Below are 26,902 nucleotides of genomic sequence, written 5' to 3' on the forward strand. Positions count from 1 at the left end.
GGGGAGTGGGGGAGATTAAATATTGAAGTAATTATAGAATTATCAACATATACTATATAACCGGATTCTATAGAAGCCATTTGGTATCCTTGCAAAGGTAGGGTTTTTAGGCCAAGAAGTGAGGATATTGATATTTAATTACTATAGATAGATATCTCCAACAATCAAAAATCGGCGTTGCTGAATTGAAGTATGAATGTGTGATTGTTTGGTTCTCGCCTTCGCCCCCGCGCATCCCCCATTCAACAAAAAGCGCAGCATCCTCTGGCTACCCCCGATCCTGCGGGGGACGGGAGGGGGATTAATAAGGGGGGACTTTTATAGTTTTATTCCCCCCAATTTTGGGGGGCTAGGGGGGCTTGCATCCCACATTCCGCACCACAAAATGTAGCATAAAAATATAAGTCAAAAGTCAAAAGTCAAAAGTCATGCATTAAGAATAAAATTATACTGGTCAATCAGAATAAACAATTCAGTAAGTATTTATGCTTAATATTTAACTGAGAATTTGACTCTTGATAAAGGTAAATGAAGATAATTTATATAGTATAAATACCTAAGCCACCTAAGGATTTTATACTAATTTTCATGTTACAAATTGAAGTGCGGAATGTGGGTTGCATCATACCCAGAATCAGCAACGCCCAAAAATCAAATCAATTATTGCACTGTGATTCATCAATTCTTTCCCCCTACTCCCTACTCCCTACTCCCTATGCGTGGAGGAGATGCTTAATAGAACCCCTGAGTGGATCTATATCAGAATTAATTTATTTGATATGACAAACTATCTGATGAACCCGCCCCCGCCACTTCCTTAACGCTTAAGAGGTACAAAGTCATACCCATCGCCAATCTTCACAACTTCCACTAATTGAATATCACCATCATAGTCACCAGTGTCTGAAAATTTAACTGCTTTGAACGCTCCAGGTGTAGAAAACCCTGATGATAACTCCTCCCGAACACCTTCACGAGTTGGTTGAGCTTGATTGTCAATTGCTTTCACCAGAGCTTGAACTGCATCATACGCAGTAATTGTTCGCCAATTCACACTTGAAGTTCCCCAAAGTTTTTGAGAGCGTTTGGGAAAATCTGAACCTGTTTCATTTCCTTCAATATCCCATGCTATCGCTACAACCATTCCTACAGCACTATCTCGACCTTTCTCAAGAGTCTTTGCAGAGTAAACATCATCCCCACCTAATACTGGTAAATTCCCTTTATTAGCCTGAACTATTTCCAGAGATCGATCTAAATAACCTGAACTGGGAGCTAGCATTAACACATTTGCTGAATCTTTTGCCCTATTCAGAACTTTAGTTGCTTTCCCACGCCAATCTTCAGGATTTTTTGACCATGTAGATAGATCGCAATCTGGGTCTTCTCTCAGAATAATATTCCTTCTCCCTAACTCAGAGGTAAATTCTTGACTTAGTGATTTACTGTAGTTGCTATCTGAGTTATAAAACACCACTGCTTTTACTGAGTTTAACTTAGTCTGAGCATATTTTGCTAATGCTTCTGCCGCTGCTCGATCGCTAGGTACGGTACGAAAAAAATAAGGGGTGTTATCTATGAGCTCAACAGAGGTACTAACAGGAGAAATAGATACAAGCTGATAATTTTGGTAAATCTCGGTTGTTGCTATGGAAGTGTCACTTGAGTAATGTCCAACTACTCCTAGTATTTCCTTTCTCTTTCCTAACTCTGTGGCAACTTCTTCTGCAATTTTTGTACCGTTATTAGGGTCATTATCATCATCATCAGCAATTGCTATTTTTAACATTCCTTCAGTACCCAATTTAGAAAAATTCCAATCATACTGAGCATGAGCAACTCCACGCAAAATTTCCAGAGAACCATTCAGATTACTACTTATTGGCATAGATACAGCAATAACGTGGTAAGGTTTTTGATTTTTTTCAACTTCTAGGTTATTCAGAAAAATTCGTGCTTCTGGATCGTTAGGTTTTGATTCTAGGTAATTAGTTAAAGTTCTAAATGCGCGGTCGTAATTCCTATTAGCAATTGAATTAATTCCTCTTTCTCTTTCAGGTCTAACGTCTTCTGGATTTGCTAAGGATTTCTCTCCAAATGTAATACGCTCTGAAATAGTGTCACCATTCAATTTAGGAGAATTTTCAGCACAAGAAATGACAATAAAGGCTATGATACTAAGAAGGAGTATTAGTCTTCGTAGTTTAACTAGTAATATCTTGTTCATAAATCAAAATAATAAAAATTGGCGTTGGTAAATTAGTGCATGATATTAATCTTAATTACTTAGGAGTTAACCCACCCCTCGCCCCTCCCCTCCTAACCCACCCCTAACCCCGACCGTGGAGGGGAGGGGAAGAAAGAAGAAGAAAGAAGAATATATGTATAAAAAAAGAACTGAAAAAAGTCTTTAAACCTCCTTTTGTCATAATTGACACTGGGCAGCACGAGTGAGAATTAAGGCAAAATTTTCACCGTTGCTACTGAGATGTCCCTTTGGAGCATCCATTGTAAACTTAAGGTCGTTCTTCAAGAAGTAACCATCGTCATCCTTATCTGTTCCAGCTTTCCATCCTACGGCGATCGCAAACCGTCGCCAAGCACGAATATCCTCTCGAAAAGCTGCCAGGGTATCCTCATTCTCATCAATTACTTGAAGTTGAGCAGTGTAGCCAAATTTTCCCTTCGATCTTTGTGTCCAAATTTGATTAATTCGCTGCAAATCTGGGCAAGAAAATTGCTCTGCTTCTGACTTCGATATGTAAGAGTAATCCCCATCTCGATCGCCAATTTGGTTAATTAATTGCCAATTCTGTCGATCTGCTTTGCGCCATTGTCCTGCTTCTGCCAAAGCATCCAAACGATTGTACATTACCTCCACATCTTTCCCCTGTCCCGCTTCTATGACTCCTTTTGAGGATAGAGAAGCAACAACACCCAAAGCAAAACCAACCAAAGTAACACTAACCAAAGCAGCAATACCAGCAGCAATTCCCAAACGTTTATTAGAACGTTTATTAGAAATTGGGGGTTTACCAATATTCCTTAATTCGCCGATCACTTCATCAACAGTTTGATAACGATTTTTCCAATATTCGGCAACCATTTTATCTAGAATTCGACCTAAATCATCACTCACATTAACTCGTTCTTTCCAGATAATTTCACCAGTGGATGGGTTTTCAGGAAACTGATTTACCCGCATTCCAGTTAATACTTCAATACCGATCGTTCCCACAGCATAAATATCGCTACAAAATTTAGGTTTACCTGCTGCTTGTTCGCTAGGCATATATCCAGTAGTTCCCACTGCTATTGTTGTAGTTGCATGACCCCCACTTGTCACTGTTAATACTTTAATTTCTTTCACTGCCCCAAAATCTATTAATACAATTTTGCCATCAGATTTTCTCCGCATAATATTTTGTAGTTTTAAGTCACGATGAATTACGTTTTGCTGATGTACATATTTTAAAACCTCTAAGATTTCAATTAATAGTTTAACGGTCTCATTTTCTGTAAATCTTCCTTGAAAATAAATCTCTTTGGCTAAGTCATTTCCTTCAATAAATTCTTGTACTAAATAAAATTGCCCTCCCTCTTCAAAATAGTTAAAAAATGTAGGTATTTGATTATGTTTACCCAGGTTTTGTAAGGCTTTTGCTTCTTTTTCAAATAATTTTTTAGCCACTTGAAAAACTTTCGGTCGCTGGTCTGAAGGAGTTAGTTGTTTAACAACACATTGAGGATGATTAGGATGCTCTAGATCGGTAGCTAAATAAGTAGTTCCAAAACTACCCTTTCCTAACTCAGAGATAATTTGATAACGATGCCTAAGTATTCTGTTAGTCATTATTTTTAAGTTTGTAAGCATTCAGCTGTCAGCTATCAGCTATCAGCTATTGTTTCTGGTTTTAGATAACAGTTTTATTAACAGAACTTATGCACGGATACTAAATAAAGTGAGGGCATTTTGCTCCGCAACATATAAAGCGGAGCTTGGCGCTAGCCAATGCCATTCGCCCCTAAATATGGCGTTTTCAAGATGAATCTGCGTAAGTCCTGTTAATCTTTTACAACAGTTTCTATAGGCTAACTTTCGTTAACTTAACAATATTAAAATCGGGAATTTTGATAATTAAGAAAATATACATATCAATATATCAAAAGAATTAATATCTCCTAACCTCTGAATTCTAACTTCTGAATTCTAAATTCTGAATTCTAAATTCTGAATTCTAAATTCTGAATTCTAAAAGCCTCATACTCTGCCAAGATAAGAGAAAATCAATACAGGGGTAAGTTGGTAAACTGTCCCTAAAATTAGTAAAATTGCCCAAAATTCTCAGATACTAGATTTATAATCAATAGTTTTAGGAAGCAGATAATGACCATATATATACAATCTCCCGACTCTTGGCAAATGAGCGATCGCGAACGTGCCAATCTCCAACAAGTCACTCTCTACAACTCAGTTCAATCTCTCTCAGAAATATGGCCACTGGCTGCCAAACATTATCATCAGACCATCGCCCTCCATGACCCCCATGCCAAACCAGAAGTCAAATTTACCTATGCAGAACTAAATGAACAGATTCAAAAATTTGCTGCTGGTTTACAATCATTGGGGGTTGTCCCTACAGAAAATGAAGCATCAATACCTCCGAGAGTGGCCTTATTTGCTGAGAATAGCCCTCGGTGGATGATTGCCGACCAAGGTATTATTGTTGCAGGGGGAGCAGATGTGGTCAGAAGTGGGACTGCAGATATCGAAGAATTGGCTTATATTCTTCAACATAGTGGCAGTGTGAGTTTGGTCGTGGAAAATTTGGCCTTGTTGAAAAAATTGAGCGATCGCCTGCAAGACTTACCCATACATTTAATTATTCTGCTGTCTGAAGAAGACCCAAACCCTGAAGAAAGTCTACCTGTAGTTAAATTTTCTCAAGTCATTGCTACAGGAGAAGACCGCCCCCTCAAACCCACTAAGCAAAACCTGGAAACTCTTGCTACTTTGCTCTACACCTCTGGCACAACTGGCAAACCCAAAGGTGTAATGCTGACTCATGGCAACTTGCTCTATCAAATTAATGTTCTCGGGGCACTTATTCAACCCAATCCAGGAGAATACACCCTAAATATCCTACCAACTTGGCATACTTTTGGCAAAACAGGAGAATATTTTTTCCTCTCCCAAGGTTGTACCCAAGTTTATACCAATAAACGTTCTCTGAAAAAAGACTTCCAAGAATATAAACCCCACTATGTCACCAGTGTGCCCAGAGTTTGGGAATTAATTTATGAAGGGGTACAAAAACAACTCAGAGAACAACCAGCTAATAAACAAAAGTTAGCTCAATTTTTCCTAAGCGTAAGTCAACGTTACATTGAAGCTAGACGTATTAGTCAAGGATTAGTTTTGCAACTTGACCCACCATCTCAGTCTCAGAAATTGCTGGCTACTTTACAAAGTTGGGTATTATTACCTCTTCATCGTCTGGGAGAAAAAATCATTTATCAAAAAATCCGGCAAGCTACTGGGGGTCGCCTGAAATTTGCCATAAGTGGGGGTGGTTCTCTAGCGATGCACTTAGAAAACTTCTTTGAAATAGTTGGTATAGGCTTATTGGTAGGATATGGTTTAACCGAAACTTCTCCAGTTTTGACTGTTCGACGCTATTGGAAAAATCTCCGTGGGTCTGCTGGTAAACCTATTCCAGCTACTGAGATTAAAGTATTAGACCCAGAAACTAACAAAACTCTCACAGTTGGTAATAAAGGTGTAGTTTGGGCACGAGGGCCACAAATCATGACTGGTTATTATCAAAATCCTGAAGCTACTGAGAAAGTTATTGACTCCGAAGGTTGGTTTAATACTGGCGATATTGGTTGGATAACCCCAGAAAATGATTTGGTATTAACTGGTCGGGCAAAAGATACAATTGTTCTAACTAATGGGGAAAATATTGAACCTCAGCCCATTGAAGATGCTTGTGCCCGCAGTCAATATATTGACCAAATTATGCTAGTGGGGCAAGACCAGAAATTTTTGGGCGCTTTAGTTGTGCCTAATATTGAAGCAGTGGAACAATGGACTATTCAACTTAATCCTTCAGAATCTCAACCAAAGATTGATTGGGAAAGTAAGACCATTCAAGAATTGTTCCGCCAGGAATTGAATCGGGAGGTAAAAAATCGCCCCGGATATCGGCCTGATGACCGCATTGGGCCTTTTCGCTTGATTCTGGAGCCGTTTACAGTAGAAAATGGCATGACAACCCAAACCCTGAAGATCAAACGTCCCATTGTCACGGACCATTACCGCGATATGATTAACAAGATGTTTGATTGAAATAGCAGTCAGCACCTCAGCGGTCAGCGGTCAGCTCTCAAGGCATAAAATGGGGAGTTCAAATAATGAACCTCAGACAGGGAAATGTTTTTCTCTCTATTCCCTGTTCCCTGTTCCCTGTTCCCTGTTCCCTGCTATATGGGGATTTTAGATTTTGGATTAAGTATCATCCAGATTTTCTGCAATCTTAAAGTCTAAAATCAATATTCTCGCCTTTATGTACAAACAAAAATAAACTGACAAGAACAACTTTTATGGAGTATTCTCAAACACAATTACTTTTAAAGCGAGCGATTAACGTTAGAGTAATCGTTACCCCACGCTGGAAAGAAGAAGCCCAACAACAACTACAAGCCCAAATTAATAATTTAGATAGCCAACTACAACAGCTTGAAATACAAGGGCAAAAGGCAATTGCTGAAATTAGAAAGCAAAGTGTACAACCTCCAGGCCCTCAAGTACAACAGCAAATTAATAATATACAAGCACAGATCGGCCAAAAGAAAAATGAGTTTGTAGAGCAGAAAAATCAAGCTTTACAACAATTACAACAAGTACAAACTTTGGAGTTAGAGCAAGAAGTTAGTCAAGGTCAAATTGAAAGTGTATTTACTGCTGATGTAGGAGATAATTTGATCAAGAAAATGCAAGTAGAAGTTCTCCTCCGCGATGGGGTAATTGAGGAAGTACGAGGTGAGGTTTAGAGGGAAAAAAGAAGGTTTCAAGAATTTAGAATTTAGAATTTAGAATTTAGAATTACCTCTCCTTTAAAACGGATAGGATTGACTCAAAGGAAATTTTTTCTTCTCTTGGTCGATTGGATATGGCGAGGAGACCTCGCCATCCCATCCTGCGGACTGCTTCGCAAACGACCGCTTTTGATCCCCTTAAAAGGGGAGGCTTTATACCACAATTTTTCGGTAAGGTGTTAGGTAGTAGATAGTGGACTCACCAAAAAAGAGGGTCTCAAGCCTCCCCTTAAAAGTAAACTTCAGTATTTCAAGGCTCTGGCTTTAGCTGGAGGTACTGTTTGAAGTCAGAAGTTAGAAGTAAGTAGGGGCGAATGGCCATTCGCCCGTACAGAAGTTAATCCACTCCTAAACCCCTCCCAACCCACCCCTAACCCATCCCAGGAGGGGAGGGGAAGTGGGGATTTGAGTAAGGTTGCAAAAACATTTCGCTTTAAAAGGCGGGGTGGCGCAACCCAATTATTTTGACAACTGATAACTGATAACTGATAACTGATAACTGATCAAAATTCCCTCCTTTCCTCAGCCTTTCCTGATAATCGATCGACAAAAAAACAACGGAAAATTAACATGATTAACGAAGTATTCATGCCTGCCCTTAGTTCCACTATGACCGAGGGTAAAATTGTTTCTTGGCAAAAATCCACTGGTGATTGGGTGGAAAAAGGGGAAACAGTAGTAGTGGTTGAATCAGATAAAGCAGATATGGATGTGGAATCCTTTTTCTCTGGATATCTGGCCAATATAATTGTGGAAGCTGGTGATGTGGCAGCTGTAGGGTCTACGATCGCTTTATTGGCTGAAACAGAGGCAGAAATTGAAACAGCTAAACAGCAAGGAGGTGCTACAACTAAGCAAGAAACTGCTCCTGCTGCTTCTACTTCTGCAAGCGCTGTTGCTACAGCCCCAACTTCTGTCACCACAGAAACAAAAGAGAACAACGGTCGCCGTAATGGACGGATTATTGCTTCCCCTCGTGCCCGGAAGTTGGCCAAAAAATTGAAGGTAGATTTAAGTACTCTCAAAGGTACTGGGCCTCATGGTCGCATTGTGGCAGAAGATGTAGAAATGGCGACAGGTAGTGCTCCCACTCCGGCGGCTGCACCTGTGAAGACCGCTACTCCCGTTATTCCTACTCAACCATCTATTCCTACTCCTCCACCTCCACCATCTGCACCTCCGACTCCGGTGACTCCTGGACAAGTTGTGAAGATGAATACTCTGCAAAATGCAGTGGTACGAAATATGATGGTAAGTTTATCTGTGCCGACTTTCCATGTTAGTTACACGATCGCTACAGATAATTTAGATGGGTTGTATAAACAGATTAAGTCTAAGGGTGTGACGATGACTGCGATGTTAGCAAAAGCCATAGCAATGACTTTGCAACAACATCCTTTATTAAATGCTGCTTATGTGGAAGGGGGTATTCAGTATCCTTCTGGGATTAATATTGCAGTGGCGGTGGCAATGCCTGATGGCGGTTTGATTACACCTGTATTGCAAAATGCTGACAAGATGGATATATATTCTCTATCTCGCACTTGGAAAGGTTTAGTAGAAAAGGCGCGGGCAAAGCAGTTGCAACCAGATGAATATAGTACTGGTACGTTTACTCTATCTAACTTAGGAATGTTTGGAGTAAATCAGTTTGATGCTATTTTGCCACCTGGTCAGGGTTCAATTTTGGCGATCGGTTCATCTCAACCCCAGGTAGTAGCAACTGCTGATGGGATGATTGGAGTTAAGCGACAAATGCAGGTAAATATTACTTGCGACCATAGAATTATTTATGGTGCTGACGCTGCTGCTTTCTTGCAAGATTTAGCAAAATTGATTGAAACTAACCCCCAGTCTTTGACTATGTAGGCGAGTATTGTAGGGGCAAACGGCCGTTTGCCCTACTGATATCAAATCTGGTAGCATTGGTGTGTGGGGGAGTGTGGGGAGTGTGGGGATATGTGACAATAACTCTGTAAGGGCGAATGCCATTCGCCCCTACTGTTTTAATATCATGTTCAGACAGGTCAGTTATAATAAAATTTAAGGACTGACAGTACCCACAGTACTAAAGAAATACTGAAATTATCAATACCCCATCTCCAATATTTCCAACGATATATTTCGGTTTCTCCCCCACTCCCTCACTCCCACACTCCCCACACTCACACTTAGGGTGGTGCTTCGGGACTGAGAATAACGATATATTCCCCGCGATCGCTCTGCTGAATAACGACAACGGGAGGATGAGCATTTGCTTGGTCATTTTTTGACAAAGAAGGGAATATATAATATTGACTATCTCTATCGATTAGTAGTCGCCACACAACTTGCGGATAATTAGGGTCAGTTTTGTTATTAAAATCCCCTTGTAGTAACTCTTTATATAATTCTAAATCTCCAATAACACGAAAACTGCTAACATTAGGATCGTCTCCAATATCGTCAACTTTTCTGCCCAATGATAGTCGATTTTCTGGTGTTATTAAAGTCACTACTGGAAGAAATGATGTTTCGTTGCGTGAGTCTCGAATAGCATCAATTTTTCCCTGACTTTGACCAAGGAAAAATAAGGCTGTTAATAACCAGGCGACTATGACAATTTCATTAATTAAAACTTTGTCATATTTCTGATAGTTAATTTGTTGAAAATAAAGAAATGATTGAATATTCTGTGGTATTTTTGGGTGTTTAGTTTTTAAGCTCCATTTCAATAATTTTAAACGCAATTCATTGAGAATTTTATCTAATTTTTGGGTGAAAATTTTAATCAGATGGAAAATATTTGGAACAATAATAAAAGAAGCGATCGCTATTACTATAGTACGAAAAAAAGTTGAAAAATCTCCACTAGATATGTTGCCGAAAAATACCTGTATTGGCACAATGAAAAATGATTCAAAAGGTAAATCTAGAGTAGTTACTTCCAGTTGAAAATAAGCAAAATAAGCCCAACGATAAATCCAACCTGTAAAATATAAACCAATTCCTAATAAACTTAATAAACCCGCAATTCTTCCCAACATTTTGTATAAGTTATGATTTGACTGGAGCCAATTATTTTATCTATAAATATAGCAATTATTCCTAGCTTTTCTAAGGGGAGTCATTATTCCTAAGCCCCCCTTTCTAAGTGGAGTCATTATTTCTAAGCTCCCCTTTCTAAGGGGGGTTTGGGGGGATTATACTATGGGTAAGTCCTAATAGTATTAAAGTTTTCAGTCCATAAAATCTTACTTCTGACAACTGATAAATGATATTAGTAGAGGCTATTTTCAGAAAAATTAACTCTTCTAGTGAAGAAATAATAGTAGACAATATTTCTATCTGATATCCACAATGAAGATAACTAAAATCATAATTATTTTTCTAGTGGCCTGTCTTACAGTAGTGATAGGAGACATGAAACAAGCTATTAGCAATTCTAACCCTATTGTAGAAGCTCAAGCCCAATCACAACCACAACCTATTCCCATGTCATTACCTGTTAAGGCAAGAGTGATACTAAAAGATGGCGACAGTAGATCTGGTAAATTGACAGAAATAAACTCCCAACACCTGACTATTACAAGAGATGGAAGTAATGGCAAAGAAGCGATCGCTAATATTACCCGGATTGAGTTTGATGGGGATATTTGGTGGCCAACTTCTACTGGATATATTGTTATTCGTGGGAATGAGGTGGAGATGAAGGGTAAACCCCGACGTTTTCAGGTACAAATGGATGGGTTGGAATGGGAGAATACAGAGAAAGGTATTGCTAAGATTAAACCTGAAGCTTTGGTGGGAGTAGATGATAGAAAAGGTATACCTAGAACCATGAGGAATATTATTAAGAGTCGTTATATTGTCAGTGAAATTGAGTTTCAACCGGAGCAACAAATTGTAATTATTACTGCTACTTCTCACTCAAGAGAAGAATAACTTTGTAGGTTGGGTTAAGCGTATCTCCCAACCCAACAACGTTAATTTTTTTCCTAGGAATTGACAGAAGGATTTGATATTTTTCTTTTTTTCAAAGGAGTTTTAATGAATTTGATTTTCCCTTTCCATTCTTTCTCAAATTGCTTTTGTCTCTCCAAACAATCAGCTAATATTAATTCCGGATCGTAGTTAAAAGCTTTGGCGTGTTCTTCTCGAATTTGGTAAATTTCTTCTAAAATTTCATCAGGTAACATCATAGTTTTTTCTTGCTAATTGATAGGGTGTACAAAGTATTGGTAATTCATAGCCAAAGTTAGTGCTAATTTCAGATAATTTTCTCTGGATTTCAGGGTTAGCAATATGGCGACAATTCCATGTTAAAACATAGTCTAAATTATAAACAGTTGCTAGGGCAATATGCAAAGCATCATCACTAGCTTTAGGGGGAAGATTCGTTTTTTGGAGAAACTGTTGAGTCAAGTCTGTGACAGCTTCATTATCCAAGAGAAAGGGAAGGTCTGTAATAACCTCTATTCTCTTTTGAGCCATTTCTGGATCGCCTTTTGCTATCTCATTGAATACTGTCTCAGAGACGTATATTTCAAAATTGCTTCGGCAATTGTCCCACCATTCTCTGGTTACTGTCATATTAGCAGCAACAATTAGATTTTGGCTTGGTCTGGCGGTCAAATAGCCAATAACACTTGTTTCCAAATATAAAGTTTTACTCATGGCTATTTATTTATTTTTGTTCAAATTTACTTTGCTCAAATTTGCTTATTAGGTTAACACAATTATATTTTATTCGATTATTTATTTCAGGAAAATAAGACAATGAAACGAATTATTATTACTTCTTTAATCGGAATAACAACCCTGACTACAACTGCCCTAATACTGCCACTATTACCACAACGGAGTTACGCCCAAACTTCTGAATCTCAGGCAGAAAAGTTAGATCAACTGCTTAAAAAAGGATGGGAACAGACTAATGATGGGAAATCTCTGGAGGCGATAAAAACATTTCAAAAGGCATTAGCTATTGCTAAAGAAATCCAAAACCAAGAAAAAGAGGCATATGCACATTTTGGTCTAGTTAAGAATTATATTACCATGGGCAAGGTAGAAGAAGCGCTAAGACAATACGACCAATTTCTCTCTCCAAGACAAAAGCTGATATTGACGAAACTGCTACAAGCTAATGAAGGTAAATCTCTGGAGACCATAGAAAGATTTCAACGGGCATTAACTTGGGCTAAAACATTCCCAGACCAAGAAAAAAAGGCAAAAGAGGCAGATGCAAGCCATCTTCTTGGTTTAATACTTGCAATAGATAAGCCAGAAGAAGCATTAAACTTCTATAACCAAGCTTTGATAATTTATAGAGAATTTAGCGATCGCTCTGGGGAAGCTAATGCTCTAAGAGGTATTGGTGGAGTTTACAGTAATTTTGGCAAAAACCAAGAAGCATTAGACTTATATAACCAAGCTTTGACAATTGATAGGGAATTGGGTGATCGCTCTGGGGAAGCTGATACTCTAAGAGGTATTGGTGAAGTTTACAGTAATGTTAGAAAAACACAAGAAGCATTAGACTTATATAACCAAGCTTTGATAATTTATAGGGAATTGGGCGATCGCTTTAGAGAAGCTATTACTCTCCAAATGATTGGTGCAGTTTACTTCTTTCTCAATCAACCCGGAGAAGTATTAAAATATTACCAGCAAGTTTTATCCATCTGGCGGGAATTGAAATATCCCTTTGGAGAAGCTAATATTCTAAGATCCATTGGTGCAGTTTACTTCTTTCTCAATCAACCACAAGAAGAATTAAAATATTACCAGCAAGCTTTATCCATCTGGCGGGAAATGGGCGATCGCTTAGAGCAAGCTGATATTCTCAATGACATTGCTTCAGAGCAAGCTGATATTCTCAATGACATTGGTAGAATTTACTTGTCTCTCAATCAACCTCAAGAAGCATTAAAATCTTACCAACAAGCTTTATCCATCTGGCAGGAAATTGGCGATCGCTCTAAGGAAGCTGATACTGTCAATAATATCGCTAATGTTTACAACAGTATTGATGAATTGCAAGAGGCTTTAAAAAACTATGATCGAGCTTTATCTATTAGGCGGGAAATTGACGATCACTCTGGAGAAGCGAATGATCTCTATGATATAGGTGTATTCTATTTCAACAGAAATAAATTTAAAGAAGCACTAAAGTATCTACACGAAGCATTAGCTATCTGGCAGGAAATTGGCGGTCGTTCTGAGGAAGCTAATCTTCTAGATGATATCGGTGGAGTTTATCTCACTATAAATAAACCTCAAGAGGCATTAAAATATTTTGAGCAAGCATTACTCGTCTCGCGGAAATTAGGCAATCGCCTTAAGCAGGCTGATATTATTCATAGCATTGGTGCAACCTACCTAATTGGCCTAAATAAACCTGAAAAAGCATTAGAATACCTAAATCAAGCTTTATCTTTATATCAGGAATTAGGCGATCGAAGTCGAGAAGCTAACACTATTCATAGCATTGGTATGACTTACCTAATTGGTCTAAATAAACCAGAAAAAGCATTAGAATACCTAGAGCAAGCTTTATCGTTACATAAAGAATTAAGCGGTCACCAAGGAAAAGCTAATATTATCAATACCATTGGTTTAGCTTATGGTAAAATGAGTAAATTTGAAGAGGCATTAAAATATTTTGAGCAAGCTTTATCCATCAGGCAGGAAGTAGGCGATCGCAAAGGAGAAGCCAATACTATCAATAATATAGGTTGGGTTTACGCTATAATGAGTAAACCGGAAGAGGCGTTAAAATATTTTGAGCAAGCATTACCCATCTGGCAGGAAGTAGGCGATCGCAAAGAAGAAGCTAATGATCTTAATAACATTGGTGGAGTTTACAGGGAAATGGGTAAATTTGAAAAAGCATTAGAATACCACCAGCAAGCTTTATTCATTAGTCAAGAAGTAGGTGACATCCGGAAGCAAACTGTTACTCTCAATAACATTGGTGGAGTTTACAGGGAAATGGGTAGATTTGAAAAAGCATTAGAATACCACCAGCAAGCTTTACTCATTAGTCAAGAAGTAGGCGATCGCTTAGAGGAAGCTGCTACTCGCAGTCAAATTGGTCTTGTTTACCGAAATACTAAACAACCAAAGAAAGCCATAGAATCTTTCCAAGAGTCATTAACAATAATCCTAGAAATACGAGCAGACCTAAAAAAACAACACCGGAAAGCTTTTATTGAAAATAAGCAAGGTCTAGCGATCGCCCTTATCAATCTCCTCATTGACGAAAATCAACCTGATGAAGCATTGAAATGGTATAGCCTTGCTACCACATTTGAACTTGCTGACTACACTCGCCTTATTGATGCTAAAGTAAAAGACCAAGAAGTACAAAAACTCATCGATCGATGGAATCAAAACTATCAAACCTTACAAATTCTTTATGGCAGAGCAGAAGGTAAATGGAGTCTCCCACTTCCCCAACCACTCAACCGACGACAACCAGAAAAAAATCAACTTCTTTCAAAATCTTCTCTAGAGATATATAATGTATCAAGTACCCAACTTTCCCAACAACTCAACCAGTTACAAGTAGAAACTAACCAACTCGCTGCCAACATTACCAATAAATATCCAGAAGTTGCCGAGCTTTTTGAATTCAAACCCGAAGACATCGACAAACTCAAAGCCAATATTCCACCGGATACCGTTGTTATTCAACCTGCTATTTTAACTGGCGTTGCAGGTATTCCCGATAGCATAGCCATATTCCTTGTCACCAGAGACAAACCCACCATAGTCAAAAAAGTACCCATCGATGCCAAAGAATTCGATCGCCTTCTCACCGAATATCGCGCCCAACTAGAAAACCCCAACGCTGATGACTACGACCTTAACCAAGAAAAACTCTACGACTATCTCATTCGTCCCATGGAAACAGAAATAACAGCTTATTCTCCCAAACAACTCGCCATTATTGCCACGGGAAAACTCCGCTATATTCCCTTTGAAACCCTCTACGACAAAGAAACTGACCAATACCTAATTGCCAAATACCCTATCCACAACCTCACCCGCATCTCCGCCACCAGAAAACAGCATTCCAAAACCACCAATTCGCCCACAGTATTAGCATTTGGCAATCCCACTCCTACAAAGATAGACCTCCCTGGAGCAGAAATAGAAGCCAAAAGTATCGTAGAAAAGTTATCAGGCAAACACTTAATTCAGGAAAAGGCAACCCTCGCCAGTTTCAAAACAGAATCTTCGGGTTTTCCCTTAGTGCACCTCGCTACTCACGGTTGCTTTCAAAAAGAAGGTTGCCCTGGTGTCGGTTTAGAGGAAAATACTATTCTGTTTGCCAACAGAGAAACTTTTAATATTGCCGATGCTGCACTTTTAGGATTGGAAAATACAGACTTAATTGTGTTGAGTGCTTGCCAAACTGCCATGAAAGCAGACTCCAACGGTGAAGAAATAGCGGGAGTTGCCTATTTATTTGAGCGTGCGGGTGCTGATGCAGTTATTGCTAGTTTATGGAATGCGGAGGATGGGATAACGAAGGATATTATGGTGAATTTTTATGAGAATGTGAAGGAAGGAATGACGAAGGTTGAGGCGTTGCGGCAGGCAAAGTTAGGTTATGTTAGGGATAATATTCATCCGTTTTATTGGTCGCCTTTGATTTTAATTGGTGACGGGAGTGCATTTTAAACTTCGGTTAGAAGTCAGGTAGTAGGGGCGAATGGCATTCGCCCTTACAAGAGTCAGGAGTCAGGAGTAGGAGCGTTAATTGAAGTCAGAAGTTAGAAGTCAGAAGTAGGACTGATAACTGATAACTGATAACTGATAACTGAAATGACTCCCTGTCCCCTATAGACAAAATATAAAAATTAATGTAAACTTAATGTTTTTACCAACAGAGTTAACATCAGCGGAAAATCAACTATGAAAGCAGTTGTAATGACATCACCAGGGGCACCGGAAGTTTTACAAGTACAACAAGTTGCAGACCCTGTAATTGAAAATGACCGAGAAATATTAGTGCGTTTAAAAGCTGCTGGAGTAAATCCTATTGATACAAAATTACGCACTCGTGGCACTTTTTTCCCAGACCAAAAACCTGCTATTTTAGGATGTGATGGTGCAGGTATTATAGCAGAAGTTGGTAAAAATGTTGAAAATTTTAAAGTGGGAGATGAGGTTTATTTTTGTCATAGTGGCATCGGAGCAACTCCTGGAAATTATGCTGAATTGACTGTTGTTGATGAAAGATTTGTGGCAAAAAAACCTACTTCTTTAACCTTTGTTGAAGCTGCTGCTGCACCTTTGGTTTTAATTACTGCTTGGGAATCTTTGTATGACAGAGGAAAATTAGAAGCTGGCAGAAAAGTGTTAATTCATGGTGGTGCTGGTGGGGTTGGTCATGTGGCGATACAGTTGGCAAAGTTACAAGAAACTGAGGTTGCTAGTACTATTAGTTCAGAAGAAAAAGCAAATTTTGTCAAAAGTTTAGGTGCAGATTTAGCGATTTTTAAGAATACAGATTTTGTGCAGGCGGTGTTAGATTGGACGAATGGAGAAGGGGTAGATTTAGCTTTTGATACTATTGGTGGAAAGGTTTTTTATGATACTATTCCAGCAGTGAAAATTTATGGCGATTTAGTAACAATTTTAGAACCAGATACTAACTTAGGAAATTTGAAAGTTGCGAGGCAAAGAAATCTGCGAATAGGGTTGGAATTAATGTTAACTCCAATGATGAAAGGTTTGATGGAAGCTCAAGTAGACCAAGCTAATATTTTGCAACAATGTGGGCGGTTATTTGACCAAGGAAAATTAAAGATTCATGTGAATAAAACATTTGCTTTAGATGATGCAATAGAAGCACATCGAATGTTGGAAGCAGGGTCGATGCTTGGTAAGATTGTTTTGACTATTTAATTTAATAGGGAGTAGGGAGTAGGGAGTAGGGAGTAGGGGGAAATTTGATAGATTCTCAAGTATAATTAATTGATAACAGAACTTACGCATAGACTCTACATATAGCGAGGGCGAATGCCATTCGCCCCTACAGATTGTGTATTATTTGATATTTTGCGTAAGTCCTGTGATCAGAAAATTAATATTTACGTCTAATTCATGAGACTTGATATTAAATTTAAGATAAACAAAGACAAAATATCTGCTACTAAAACTGTCTGAATATTATCTAAGTTTTAGAGTTATTTTTGATTTGATTGAGAATAATTTTAATTATTAAATGGCAAGTTTTATTGGAAATTGAAAGGTTTCAAGAATTTAGAATTTAGAATGCGCGAATTTAGAATTACCTCTCCTTGAAAAGAAGAGGATTGGGTTAAAAGAAATTTTTTTCTTTTTTCTCGATGAATGGAGAGGCTCTATACCTTAATTTTTTCGTAATTTCAGTTATTAGTTATCAGTTAGCCTCCTATCGGAGGAACTGCGTTATCAGTTAACAGTACTTTCTGGTGTAGGGAAGCTTGAAAATACGGAATTTTCTTTTCTTTATCCCCTTGAAAAGGGAGGCTTGAAACCTAATTTTCTGGTCAATAGTTAAGGCTGACTCAAAAAATAGCTAAATATAACCAATACTAATTTATCTGATTGTTTTTTATAATAGCACAGCAAAATAATTTTAACTTTATCCATAGCATATTTGCATAATTCTCCATCATTAACTAATTTATAAGTCAATTCAGAGTTTATAAATTATAGCAACTGCCATTACTATTAGAATTTATGGAATATCTCAAACAACGAAATATCAACCTTCTTCCTTCTTCCTTTTTCCTTCTTTCTTCTTCCTTCTTACTTGCTACTTTTTTAAACGTCGCTAGATTAGAAAAATATTGTTGCTAAATAGCGTATAATGTCACAAATTAACTTGAGGAGAAATTCCAAACATGACACGAGCTATCATGGAAACTGAGAAGGGAACCATTAATCTAGAATTATTTGATAATGATGCCCCAAATACTGTGAAAAATTTTGTCGAACTAAGTGAGAAAGGATTTTATGATGGCTTAAATTTTCATCGTGTTATTCCTAATTTTATGATTCAAGGTGGTTGTCCTCAAGGTACAGGAACAGGTGGCCCTGGTTATAAAATTAAATGTGAAATTAATAATAATAAACATTTGGCCGGAACTTTATCAATGGCTCATGCTGGTCGCGATACAGGTGGTAGTCAATTCTTTATTTGTCACTCTCCCCAACCTCATTTAGATGGTGTTCATACAACTTTTGGGAAAACAGAGAATATGGAAGTTGTAAATGCTATTCGTCAGGGAGATAAAATTCTTTCTGTGAAGATAGAGAAGTAATTTTTTCGGAGTAGTAAAAAAAGGTAAAAGCAGAGCAAACCGGGTTTATTAAATACCTCAAATACTAATATCTACCTCCCATAAACCCGGTTTATTATTACCGAAAAATAGTGATTTAAAGCCTCTCCTTTTAAGGGGATAAAAAAAGAATATTCCTTATGTCAAGCCTCTTGCTTGACCTTTGTCATGCTGCGCAAACAGCTAGACTGATAACTGAAATGACACTCCAAAGTCAAAAAAGTAAAAGTAGTCATTTATCAGCTTTTAGTTATTAGTTATTAACTCATTTGTTGGCTTAATTTATAAAAAAAGCTGTTTGCGTAGCATTCCGCACCGAAGAGCTGAATGCTTACTTTATATTTAGTAAAATTTCCTTTGCCACAAAGGAACTGCTTTATACCAACCTAATGATGGTATATCTTTGATAACTTCAAGACAATTTTTCCTAGAATCTATAGGAGCATCAACGGAAAAATAAAGAGTATCAAGGTCTCCGTACTTTTGAAAAGAGTTAGTAATAAAAGTAGATTTTCGACGATCTATATGCCTATCTAAATATTCAGAATAAGATGCTGGAGACCACCCACATTCTTCTAACTCTTTATTCGTATCTCCTCGCAGGATATGATGACCCAGAAAAAGAACCATTAAATAAGAAAATCTTTCGATACTTCCATCACGACTTACCAAATTAATCTCCATATATTGGCCGGGTAAAGGTATGGGTTCAGCTAAATCCCGACAATAACCTAAGTTTTCACACTTAACTTCATCACTGAGCAAAGAACAATCTAAATTAATAGGACATTCCATAGATATAAATTAAAAAATAGAATTAAAAGTGTATTTTTATAAGTAAAACTATTAATATTCTCAGTAGGTCATTTCAGTTATCAATTATCAGTACCTCCTATTGAAGCATACTGAGAATTTTTCATAGCCACTTACTTAATTTTTTACTTAAAAATAAAGTCAAAGTCAAGTTAATCTGAGACAAAAATACTTATGAAACTAACAGGTAAACAACATAAGCAATTGCGGGAAGCTATACAAAGTGCTTTTCCTTTTGAAGGAGATTTTAAAATGATGCTTCTAGAGGAAATGGAAGTGTCTCTTGACAATATTGTTGGTGGGGGAAATTATAATCAAATTGTGAGTAATTTGATTACTCAGCTTGAGCCACAAAATAAAATATTAGAACTTATTGAAGCAGCACTTATAAATGTTCCTAATAATCAAGAATTGCTTAATTGTAAGCAGCAATTTATTCAACAAACAGAACCAATAAATATCCCCATTCAAGCAAAACTTCTAGATGTTCCGGATAATCAAAAATTACTTAGACTTAATAAATTTATATATAATTCAACCTAGTTATAGTAGAAATTATGGCAACTTTGGTTCTCCCATTAACTGGTCAGAATTAGAGAGCGATCGCCAACTTGAAGGTTTGTTCAGGCCAGAAGCAAACTTGTTAGATGTTGGTTTTTTGAAGTGTAACGATCAGGCTGCTCCCCCCAAGTTTAAAACTGCCCTTCTTCCTTAAAATAACCAAGAGTCAAAATAATTAGCAGGTGAAGCAGTATCCTGGAGAATTGAAACTTGGTCTAAGTTTAAATTTGATAATTCATCAATCATTTTTATTTCATTTGCTCTGTCAACTAAGGGAAAAGAAAATTGATGATAATCTTGAAGAAGTTTAGCTTTTTCTCTAATTTCTGCTTTATTTATAGGATAACTGCGAGTACCAATAATAATTGTATTTTTGCCGCTAGTATGACAGATATAAATATAAGGAAAGACTGTTTTAATAGTTTTGATATACTCTGCTTCAAAGTCATTACTATTTAATGTATTTACGACTATAACCCCGGATTTTGATAGATGGCGATCGCACAACTCATAAAATTCTTTAGTAGCTAAATTATAAGACATATAACCATTACCAAAAGCTACATCAATCATGATAATATCATACAGATTCTCCTGAGTTTGTTGCTCTAAATATTCCCTACCATCCTGAATTTTCACCTTTAATCTGTCATTTAATTCTACCCCAAAAAATTTCTGAGCTATTGACAATATACTCGCATCAACCTCTGCACATTCAATTATTGTATCTGGAAAATAATGGTGAAAAGCTTGAGGAATACTTCCCCCTCCAAAACCTGCTATATAAATTTTTTGTGGTTGACTATTCCAGACTAAAGCTAACATCATTGCTTGAGTATAAGGAAAAATTAAATATATTGGATTATTCAAATTAAGTATAGATTGAACCCAATTCATTTTTAAAGTTACTTGCTCCACTAATACCAATTGAATGATGAATTGGATTTTTATAGTTAAAAAGTGTATGCCAGAAGGTTGAGAAAAAATTATTCCATCTGGTTGTTCGTGCAGCCAAGAAATTCTTTGCTGAATTGCTTCTAAATTTTTCGTTTGCCAATATTTTTGATTATTCATTGTAATAATCCTGCATTGTCATTATATTTGTTACGAAAACAGTGGGAGCATCTTGCTCCCGTGCCAGGTATTCCTTTTTGCTATATACCATTACTATGCATTTGCTATATACCCTACATTCCCCACGACAAAATCAAAATGTACTATAAAAGGTGAGTAGTCAATAGTCAGTAGTCAGTAGTCAGTAGGGAATGATACCGACTAATTGTCTGGTGTGTTTTGAGTATTTATGGTTAATATTTTCCTGAGAATTTGACTTCTGAGAAAGCTCAATGAAGATAATTTTTACAGTATAAATACTTATCAAACTACTATTTTTTATGCTACTTTTGATGTTACGCTCTTGACGTGCGGAACGTGGGATATACCATTACTATGCAGGACTACCCAATATTTTTATACCTAATTAAACAGATTTAATATAATACAGGAGATTCCACTTTAGTAAAGTATACTCATCGCGGACAAGATACCCACACTACAAAAATTCAATTGTTAATCTCTGTACTTCTGATACCAGGAATTTGCTATATCATTTCTCAAAAGTCGTGCATTGAGTTTACTCAACCTTTTTTAATATTAGAAATTCCTAACTCCTGACCAAAAAATAAGGTCAATAGCCTCCCCTTTCAAGGGGATGAAAAAAAATAAAGTTCAATATTTCAATCCCAATACTTTAACTAGAGGTACTGATAACTGATAACTGATAACTGATAACTGAAATGACTCCTGACTCCTAATTTACTTAATACAATTCATATTTCAATAAAGTACAAGGAATGGCTCCATTATAAACAGGAATTCTCCGAGAAGTTCTTAATCCTACTTGTTTAGATAATTGTTTATTTCCTGTCAAAATAAATGCCGTCCATCCAGTAAAACGTTGTTTAAAAATATCCCCCAACATTTTATAAAGTTCGCCCAATTCTTCAACTTCTCCTAAACGTTCGCCATAAGGAGGATTACAAATAATAATCCCTTTATCTGCGGGAGGTTTTAATTTAGATAAATCTGTTTTAATAAACTTAATTTGATTTCCTACCCCACATCTTTCAGCATTAGTTCGAGCTTGAAAAAGCACTTCAGAATTTCGATCACTACCGACAATTATTGATTTTAATTCTGTTAATTGACTATTTCTAGCCTCTGTTAATAAATCTTGCCAAAGAGACTTGTCAAAATCACGCCAGTTCATCAAAGAAAATTGATTTCTCAACAATCCCGGTGCAATATTTAATGCTTTTAAACTTGCCTCTAAAGGTAAAGTTCCAGAACCACATAAAGGGTCTAAAAAAGGTATATCTGGAGAATATTCTGCCATTTCTAAAATGGCTGCTGCTAAAGTTTCTTTCAGAGGAGCAAACCCCATTGCTAGACGATAGCCACGCTGATGTAAACTACTACCAGAACTATCTAAACTGAGGATACAACTATTATTTTGAATATGAGCACTAATCAATATATCAGGATTTTTAGTATCAATATTTGACCTGTAGCGAAACTTTTCTATTTGTTGCTCGGTAATAGCATCTTTAATTTGCAGAGCCGTATAATGAGTATGTTTTAGTTTTTCATTAGTTCCCGTACAATTAATTGCTAATGTATTTTTAGGAGATAAATATCGCTGCCAAGGAATTTTTTTTACCTCTTTATAAAGTACTTCTCGGTTAACACATCGAACTTCCGCAATAGGAACTAAAACTCTAAAAATAGTTCTTGCCCAGATATTAACCCGATAAAGTAAAGTCTTATCCCCTGTAAAACTTACCCCAGTAAATTCTGGACAGATGTTTTCCGCTCCTAAACTTTTTAATTCTTGGGCAGCAATAGCTTCTAAACCTTTAGCAACTTTTGCATAGTATTGATTCATTGCCTAGAAATAATAATTTTGGTATTTAGCCTACAATAACAGGATTTGATGGTAGAGTTGGAAAAATTGGATAGTTCATCTCAAATATTCGCAAAAATACTTTTTTTCTATTCCCAGTTCCTACTTTCTATTTTCCTAGAAAGGATAAATTTTTAGCTTTCTTAAAAATTGAGATGTACCCAAATTGGATGAAGCAATTATTTCACTAATTGATTAATCGCTTAAGTGTTATAATTTAACAACTTCCTAATTTTTGTACTTTATAAAATCAATCAAAAACTATTTATTTAACTCTTTAATCATAACTAGGGCTTGCTGATTAAACCTAAAAGTATTTATATATAAAGCTTTTAGCCTTTTTAAGTATCAAAAAGTGCGAGGTTTTAAGTGGTAATAGTTCAAAAATGAGCGGATTTTGGTCAAGATTTGGGCAGAAAAATCATTCTTACAATTCTTGCTCCTACCTCCTCTATAATTCCCATTTCTCCTGTCTCCTGTCTCCCCCTCCTCCAGGGAGGGGTTAGGGTGGGTTGGGAGGGGTTAGGGGTGGGTTGCCTCCTGTATCCTACCCTTACCCATAAGACTTTTTCAGCAAACCCTAACTATAAAAAATAAAAAATATGAAACCAAACCCAACTAAAAATTCAGCTAACTATAGTCACCTAATTTCTCAAATATTTCCAGAAAACCCTTACAATGGTTTTGATTTTCAACAATACCCAGAAGATTTGCAAGGTTGGAATGGTAGACATAAAGTGTTTGCTGAAATTATATCTGAAGTCAAACCTAAAGTGATTATTGAAGTTGGAGTATGGAAAGGACAATCCACAATTCACATGGCAGAGATAGCTAAAAAAATTAATCCTGAAGTAATAGTAATTGCCATAGATACTTTTTTGGGTAGTCCGGAACATTGGAAACCAAAACACCCGAAAAATTTTCAACAATCTCTTCAGCTCAAGTTTGGATACCCTCAACTATACTACCAATTTTTAGCAAATGTGATGTGGAAAGGATTAGAAAAAAATATTATTCCAATACCACAAACCAGTGTCAATGCTGCCATAATGTTAAAAAATCTTGGAATTAAAGGGGATATTATCCATATAGATGCAGGTCATGATTTTGAAAATGTTTATTCAGATTTTGTCAAATATTGGGATTTGCTAACTGAAGAAGGAGTATTAATAGGAGATGATTTTGACCCATTTTGGCCAGGAGTTCAGAGAGCAGTGAAGTGTTTTTGTTCAGAACGCCAGCTTCAGATTATTGTAGATAAACCTAAGTGCATAATACGTCGTCAAAATAATGATATTGAAAATAAAACTCTATTTAGTAACAAGAAAATTAGAATGTTTTTAATTGCAACTTTTGAAAATTTCTATGTATCTGTCAAAGATACTAAAGTAGTTGTACATGGAAAAATTTTAATCCTTTGATTAAATTAAAAGCTGTTGAGATTCCTGGGGAAAATAGTAAATCAGAGTTTTTTTTGACAACGAACGATGGATATTCTTTATGTGCTGAACATAACAATAATTTAGTTCTAAATAAATCCAAATTTAGCTCTTGGAAAAAGTTTAAAATAGAAAAACTATCTGAGAATTATGTAGCTTTTTATCTGCTCATGGCAAATATTTGTCTGCTGAAGCTAATGGAATAGTTACTGCTAATGCTAATCAAATAGGTCAAAGAGAAAAATTTAAGTTATTAACCCTTGATAGTGACATGATAAAACTAACAGAAAAATTAAATCAACCTTTTTTTTTACCCTTGCCAAAAGAATTTTTCAAAACACCCTAATTATCAGCTTGCTGAAAGCTAAATCTTGAGAGTTGAAAGTTTACTTTAAAAGATTAACTCGATAAAGTAAAGTCTTATCCCCTGTAAAACTTACCCCAGTAAATTCTGGAGAGACATTTTTAGCTCCTAAACTTTCTAATTCTTGGGCAGCAATAGTTTCTAACCCTTTAGCAACCTTGGCATAGTATTGATTCATTAGAGTAGGGGAGTAGGGGAGTAGGGGAGTGGGGAGTGGGGGAGTGGGGGAGTGGGGAGTGGGAGAAATTGAAGTAATTTAAGAAATTATCAACACATAATACAGCATATTTCGGGCAAACGAGGTACAGGGTCATTTCAGTTATCAGTTATCAGTTATCAGTTATCAGTACCGACCACTAAAGCATTGGGATTGAAATACTGAAGTGAATATTTTTTCATCCCCTTAAAAGAGGAGGCGCGTGGACTTCATTTTTTGGTAAATGATGAAAGTATTGTAGTGCGGGCATCTTGCCCGCTTCGGACTGTACCTCATAACAACGGGGAGCGCTGTATATAACCAGATTCTATATAATTTCTAACTTCTAACTTCTAACTTCTAACTTTTGACTTTTGACTTTTGAATTTTGACTTAATTTAAGGAGAACAATCTGAGATATAGCTTCCATTACTATCTCTAGAAACTAGATATCCTTGATATGGACTTGTCACTTCTATAAATCTTTGAGTGCCACTACCAATTTCTTCATTTCCCATAACCTCTATTCTCTGACCATTTTCTACCACTCCAATTCTACGACTCGCTGAATTGCGTGACTCAAAAATATATAATCCATTTGGCCTGAGAATATAACAAGTTCTTAATTTAGCCCTTGCTTTGGCCTGGTAACTAATTACAGGCTCTGTGAGGCCATTCTCTGTTGTCGAATCTACACGATATTGGTCTGGGCCAATAATATATTCAATTCCTCGTACCGGGTCATAAGCTTCCCAAGAACTACCTCTTTTTGTGGCATTACCAACAATCAGCCAATCTTGCTCAGTTCCATTCTTAGGTTGACTAATGAATATATATTCACCCTTTTGAGTTTCGCAAATATTAATATTAAAGTTGGCCGTTTCATAATTTGCTTTCTCAGAGCCATACCCATAACAAAGCTGCGCCTGTGCCGATATTGGCAGAATCGCACTTCCCAGCACTAAAGTAGTTGTAACAACTCCCACGGTGGTTAATCGGTGTTTCATTGTCTCTCCTTTGTGCCATTGGATAGTAGCAAAACCCCATAACCTTACCATAATTTGATAAAAATATCTCGCAAAAGTGAAAATAAGTAAAGCCTTATTTGATATTCTTAACTTTCTAATAAAATTTTCTATAAAAAACTTATAGTTAAATTGTGTAAAGATATTATAAAGCTCTCAGCTTTCAGTAATAAGCTATCAGCCTAAGTTGACTTATAGCAGAAGGCAGAAGGCAGGAGGCAGAAGGCAGGAGGCAAAAGCCATCCCCCTACCCCCTTTGAAAGGGGGAGACAGAAGGAAACATCTGGCGTTGTCTGAGTTTTCCACTTTTGATATGTCCTCTCTTTCCCTTCCACTGCGATAAATCCCAAAAAATTGTGTATGGGGAGATTTAAACTTCTTCTTAACTGTCCAACTTACTACCTATTAGGGATAAAAACCCTAAAATAGTTCCGAGGTATAAAATTTTTGGATATTTAAGGTACAAACCTCAAAGCTGTTGACGGATAACTCCGTAGAAAAAGCCGAAAACTGTTAGTTGAGAGCTTGTTAAAAATCAAATTAAAAAAAATTAGAGAGAGGTCTCTTATGGTAGCAGTAACAGACCAAGTAAAAAATAGACTAACAACAGAGACAAGTAAAATTGCTCCTGATACCACGGCCATTCGCTCCCTTGATTGGGACCGCGATCGCTTTGATATAGAATTTGGTCTACAGAATGGTACCACATATAACTCCTTTATTATTCGAGGAGAAAAAAATGCTCTGGTTGATACATCCCATGCAAAATTTCGTCAGTTATATTTAGACATCCTCTGGGGTCTAATTAAACCGACAGAAATTGATTATCTAATTATTAGTCATACCGAACCAGACCATAGTGGTTTAGCCAAAGACATTATCGAACTAGCTCCCCAAGTTACAGTTGTTGGGGCAAAAGTAGCAATCCAATTTTTAGAAAATTTAGTTCATATACCATTTAATAAACAAATTGTCAAAAATGGAGACCAATTAGATTTAGGCAACGGTCACGTTTTAGAATTCGTTTCTGCTCCAAATCTGCATTGGCCAGATACTATTTTTACCTACGACAGCAAAACCCAAACTCTATTCACCTGTGATGCTTTTGGGATGCACTATT

Annotated in this window: 20 protein-coding genes and 1 pseudogene; 11 read left to right on the forward strand and 10 right to left on the reverse strand. The window is 36.8% G+C overall.

What is annotated here, in order from left to right; translation table 11 throughout:
- Positions 1-817: 817 nt before the first annotated feature.
- Together SAGCYANO_RS01265 and SAGCYANO_RS01270 are read right to left on the reverse strand one after the other, a co-directional pair.
- On the reverse strand, positions 818-2,227 hold the full coding sequence (locus SAGCYANO_RS01265; RefSeq protein ID WP_202218422.1) for an ABC transporter substrate-binding protein: 1,410 nt from the start codon (positions 2,225-2,227) through the stop codon (positions 818-820).
- 198 nt (positions 2,228-2,425) lie between these two features.
- On the reverse strand, positions 2,426-3,853 hold the full coding sequence (locus tag SAGCYANO_RS01270) for a GUN4 domain-containing protein (protein WP_202218423.1): 1,428 nt from the start codon (positions 3,851-3,853) through the stop codon (positions 2,426-2,428).
- Positions 3,854-4,423: 570 nt separating this feature from the next.
- Between SAGCYANO_RS01270 and SAGCYANO_RS01275 the strand changes: the two genes are divergently transcribed.
- The 3 genes from SAGCYANO_RS01275 to SAGCYANO_RS01285 all read left to right on the forward strand — a co-directional run bounded on the left by SAGCYANO_RS01275 (position 4,424) and on the right by SAGCYANO_RS01285 (position 8,970).
- Positions 4,424-6,352, forward strand: a complete 1,929-nt coding sequence (locus SAGCYANO_RS01275) for an AMP-binding protein (protein WP_375339854.1) — start codon at positions 4,424-4,426, stop codon at positions 6,350-6,352.
- A gap of 254 nt (positions 6,353-6,606) precedes the next feature.
- On the forward strand, positions 6,607-7,056 hold the full coding sequence (locus SAGCYANO_RS01280; protein WP_202218425.1) for a YlqD family protein: 450 nt from the start codon (positions 6,607-6,609) through the stop codon (positions 7,054-7,056).
- A 615-nt stretch (positions 7,057-7,671) separates the two neighbouring features.
- Positions 7,672-8,970 (forward strand): dihydrolipoamide acetyltransferase family protein, encoded by a 1,299-nt coding sequence (locus tag SAGCYANO_RS01285; RefSeq protein WP_202218426.1) that lies wholly within the window; start codon positions 7,672-7,674, stop codon positions 8,968-8,970.
- A 302-nt stretch (positions 8,971-9,272) separates the two neighbouring features.
- Here the strand turns inward: SAGCYANO_RS01285 and SAGCYANO_RS01290 are convergent, their stop codons facing one another.
- A complete protein-coding gene (locus SAGCYANO_RS01290) occupies positions 9,273-10,127 on the reverse strand; it encodes a hypothetical protein (protein WP_202218427.1) in 855 nt (284 codons plus the stop codon).
- Positions 10,128-10,440: 313 nt separating this feature from the next.
- Here SAGCYANO_RS01290 and SAGCYANO_RS01295 point away from each other — a divergent pair, with 313 nt between their 5' ends.
- Positions 10,441-11,025, forward strand: a complete 585-nt coding sequence (locus SAGCYANO_RS01295) for a hypothetical protein (RefSeq protein WP_202218428.1) — start codon at positions 10,441-10,443, stop codon at positions 11,023-11,025.
- 53 nt (positions 11,026-11,078) lie between these two features.
- Here SAGCYANO_RS01295 and SAGCYANO_RS01300 read toward each other — a convergent pair whose 3' ends face one another.
- Both SAGCYANO_RS01300 and SAGCYANO_RS01305 read right to left on the reverse strand, forming a co-directional pair.
- Positions 11,079-11,282, reverse strand: a complete 204-nt coding sequence (locus SAGCYANO_RS01300; RefSeq protein ID WP_237395509.1) for a hypothetical protein — start codon at positions 11,280-11,282, stop codon at positions 11,079-11,081.
- A complete protein-coding gene (locus SAGCYANO_RS01305) occupies positions 11,269-11,757 on the reverse strand; it encodes a type II toxin-antitoxin system VapC family toxin (RefSeq protein ID WP_202218429.1) in 489 nt (162 codons plus the stop codon). Before SAGCYANO_RS01305 ends, SAGCYANO_RS01300 begins: the two co-directional genes overlap by 14 nt.
- A 102-nt stretch (positions 11,758-11,859) precedes the next feature.
- Between SAGCYANO_RS01305 and SAGCYANO_RS01310 the strand changes: the two genes are divergently transcribed.
- The 3 genes from SAGCYANO_RS01310 to SAGCYANO_RS01320 all read left to right on the forward strand — a co-directional run bounded on the left by SAGCYANO_RS01310 (position 11,860) and on the right by SAGCYANO_RS01320 (position 18,404).
- Positions 11,860-15,771, forward strand: coding sequence for a tetratricopeptide repeat protein (locus SAGCYANO_RS01310; protein WP_202218430.1), 3,912 nt, complete (start codon positions 11,860-11,862; stop codon positions 15,769-15,771).
- A 234-nt stretch (positions 15,772-16,005) separates the two neighbouring features.
- Entirely contained in the window at positions 16,006-17,001 is a 996-nt protein-coding gene (locus tag SAGCYANO_RS01315; RefSeq protein WP_202218431.1) for a zinc-dependent alcohol dehydrogenase family protein, read from the forward strand.
- Between the two features lie 983 nt (positions 17,002-17,984).
- Positions 17,985-18,404 (forward strand): peptidylprolyl isomerase, encoded by a 420-nt coding sequence (locus SAGCYANO_RS01320; RefSeq protein WP_202218432.1) that lies wholly within the window; start codon positions 17,985-17,987, stop codon positions 18,402-18,404.
- A 360-nt stretch (positions 18,405-18,764) separates the two neighbouring features.
- Here SAGCYANO_RS01320 and SAGCYANO_RS01325 read toward each other — a convergent pair whose 3' ends face one another.
- Positions 18,765-19,217, reverse strand: a complete 453-nt coding sequence (locus SAGCYANO_RS01325) for a hypothetical protein (RefSeq protein WP_202218433.1) — start codon at positions 19,215-19,217, stop codon at positions 18,765-18,767.
- A gap of 192 nt (positions 19,218-19,409) precedes the next feature.
- Here SAGCYANO_RS01325 and SAGCYANO_RS01330 point away from each other — a divergent pair, with 192 nt between their 5' ends.
- Positions 19,410-19,778: an effector-associated domain EAD1-containing protein gene (locus tag SAGCYANO_RS01330; protein ID WP_202218434.1), complete on the forward strand. Its 369-nt coding sequence runs from the start codon at positions 19,410-19,412 to the stop codon at positions 19,776-19,778.
- 168 nt (positions 19,779-19,946) lie between these two features.
- Here the strand turns inward: SAGCYANO_RS01330 and SAGCYANO_RS01335 are convergent, their stop codons facing one another.
- Both SAGCYANO_RS01335 and SAGCYANO_RS01340 read right to left on the reverse strand, forming a co-directional pair.
- Entirely contained in the window at positions 19,947-20,870 is a 924-nt protein-coding gene (locus SAGCYANO_RS01335) for a spermidine synthase (protein WP_202218435.1), read from the reverse strand.
- Positions 20,871-21,615: 745 nt separating this feature from the next.
- Positions 21,616-22,740 (reverse strand): class I SAM-dependent RNA methyltransferase, encoded by a 1,125-nt coding sequence (locus SAGCYANO_RS01340; protein ID WP_202218436.1) that lies wholly within the window; start codon positions 22,738-22,740, stop codon positions 21,616-21,618.
- Between the two features lie 620 nt (positions 22,741-23,360).
- Here SAGCYANO_RS01340 and SAGCYANO_RS01345 point away from each other — a divergent pair.
- The gene (locus SAGCYANO_RS01345) at positions 23,361-24,179 is read left to right on the forward strand and encodes a class I SAM-dependent methyltransferase (protein WP_202218437.1); all 819 of its coding nucleotides are present in this window, start codon (positions 23,361-23,363) and stop codon (positions 24,177-24,179) included.
- Positions 24,180-24,378: 199 nt separating this feature from the next.
- A complete protein-coding gene (locus tag SAGCYANO_RS01350) occupies positions 24,379-24,543 on the forward strand; it encodes a hypothetical protein (RefSeq protein ID WP_202218438.1) in 165 nt (54 codons plus the stop codon).
- 49 nt (positions 24,544-24,592) lie between these two features.
- Here SAGCYANO_RS01350 and SAGCYANO_RS01355 read toward each other — a convergent pair.
- Together SAGCYANO_RS01355 and SAGCYANO_RS01360 are read right to left on the reverse strand one after the other, a co-directional pair.
- Positions 24,593-24,739, reverse strand: a pseudogene (locus tag SAGCYANO_RS01355) (RNA methyltransferase); the annotation flags it as partial.
- A 416-nt stretch (positions 24,740-25,155) separates the two neighbouring features.
- A complete protein-coding gene (locus SAGCYANO_RS01360) occupies positions 25,156-25,815 on the reverse strand; it encodes a hypothetical protein (RefSeq protein WP_202218439.1) in 660 nt (219 codons plus the stop codon).
- Between the two features lie 534 nt (positions 25,816-26,349).
- Between SAGCYANO_RS01360 and SAGCYANO_RS01365 the strand changes: the two genes are divergently transcribed.
- The coding region (locus tag SAGCYANO_RS01365; protein ID WP_202218440.1) for an FprA family A-type flavoprotein at positions 26,350-26,902 on the forward strand (553 nt) is incomplete at its 3' end.

Origin of the sequence: Okeania sp. KiyG1 (assembly GCF_014132355.1) — a bacterium.
Lineage (GTDB): Bacteria > Cyanobacteriota > Cyanobacteriia > Cyanobacteriales > Microcoleaceae > Okeania.

What these genes read in the sequence shown, in the direction of transcription:
- SAGCYANO_RS01265 (WP_202218422.1), bottom strand. Translation starts at nt 2,227, where the DNA reads ATGAACAAGATATTACTAGTTAAACTACGAAGACTAATACTCCTTCTT.
- SAGCYANO_RS01270 (WP_202218423.1), bottom strand. Translation starts at nt 3,853, where the DNA reads ATGACTAACAGAATACTTAGGCATCGTTATCAAATTATCTCTGAGTTA.
- SAGCYANO_RS01275 (WP_375339854.1), top strand. Translation starts at nt 4,424, where the DNA reads ATGAGCGATCGCGAACGTGCCAATCTCCAACAAGTCACTCTCTACAAC.
- SAGCYANO_RS01280 (WP_202218425.1), top strand. Translation starts at nt 6,607, where the DNA reads ATGGAGTATTCTCAAACACAATTACTTTTAAAGCGAGCGATTAACGTT.
- SAGCYANO_RS01285 (WP_202218426.1), top strand. Translation starts at nt 7,672, where the DNA reads ATGATTAACGAAGTATTCATGCCTGCCCTTAGTTCCACTATGACCGAG.
- SAGCYANO_RS01290 (WP_202218427.1), bottom strand. Translation starts at nt 10,127, where the DNA reads ATGTTGGGAAGAATTGCGGGTTTATTAAGTTTATTAGGAATTGGTTTA.
- SAGCYANO_RS01295 (WP_202218428.1), top strand. Translation starts at nt 10,441, where the DNA reads ATGAAGATAACTAAAATCATAATTATTTTTCTAGTGGCCTGTCTTACA.
- SAGCYANO_RS01300 (WP_237395509.1), bottom strand. Translation starts at nt 11,282, where the DNA reads ATGATGTTACCTGATGAAATTTTAGAAGAAATTTACCAAATTCGAGAA.
- SAGCYANO_RS01305 (WP_202218429.1), bottom strand. Translation starts at nt 11,757, where the DNA reads ATGAGTAAAACTTTATATTTGGAAACAAGTGTTATTGGCTATTTGACC.
- SAGCYANO_RS01310 (WP_202218430.1), top strand. Translation starts at nt 11,860, where the DNA reads ATGAAACGAATTATTATTACTTCTTTAATCGGAATAACAACCCTGACT.
- SAGCYANO_RS01315 (WP_202218431.1), top strand. Translation starts at nt 16,006, where the DNA reads ATGAAAGCAGTTGTAATGACATCACCAGGGGCACCGGAAGTTTTACAA.
- SAGCYANO_RS01320 (WP_202218432.1), top strand. Translation starts at nt 17,985, where the DNA reads ATGACACGAGCTATCATGGAAACTGAGAAGGGAACCATTAATCTAGAA.
- SAGCYANO_RS01325 (WP_202218433.1), bottom strand. Translation starts at nt 19,217, where the DNA reads ATGGAATGTCCTATTAATTTAGATTGTTCTTTGCTCAGTGATGAAGTT.
- SAGCYANO_RS01330 (WP_202218434.1), top strand. Translation starts at nt 19,410, where the DNA reads ATGAAACTAACAGGTAAACAACATAAGCAATTGCGGGAAGCTATACAA.
- SAGCYANO_RS01335 (WP_202218435.1), bottom strand. Translation starts at nt 20,870, where the DNA reads ATGAATAATCAAAAATATTGGCAAACGAAAAATTTAGAAGCAATTCAG.
- SAGCYANO_RS01340 (WP_202218436.1), bottom strand. Translation starts at nt 22,740, where the DNA reads ATGAATCAATACTATGCAAAAGTTGCTAAAGGTTTAGAAGCTATTGCT.
- SAGCYANO_RS01345 (WP_202218437.1), top strand. Translation starts at nt 23,361, where the DNA reads ATGAAACCAAACCCAACTAAAAATTCAGCTAACTATAGTCACCTAATT.
- SAGCYANO_RS01360 (WP_202218439.1), bottom strand. Translation starts at nt 25,815, where the DNA reads ATGGTAAGGTTATGGGGTTTTGCTACTATCCAATGGCACAAAGGAGAG.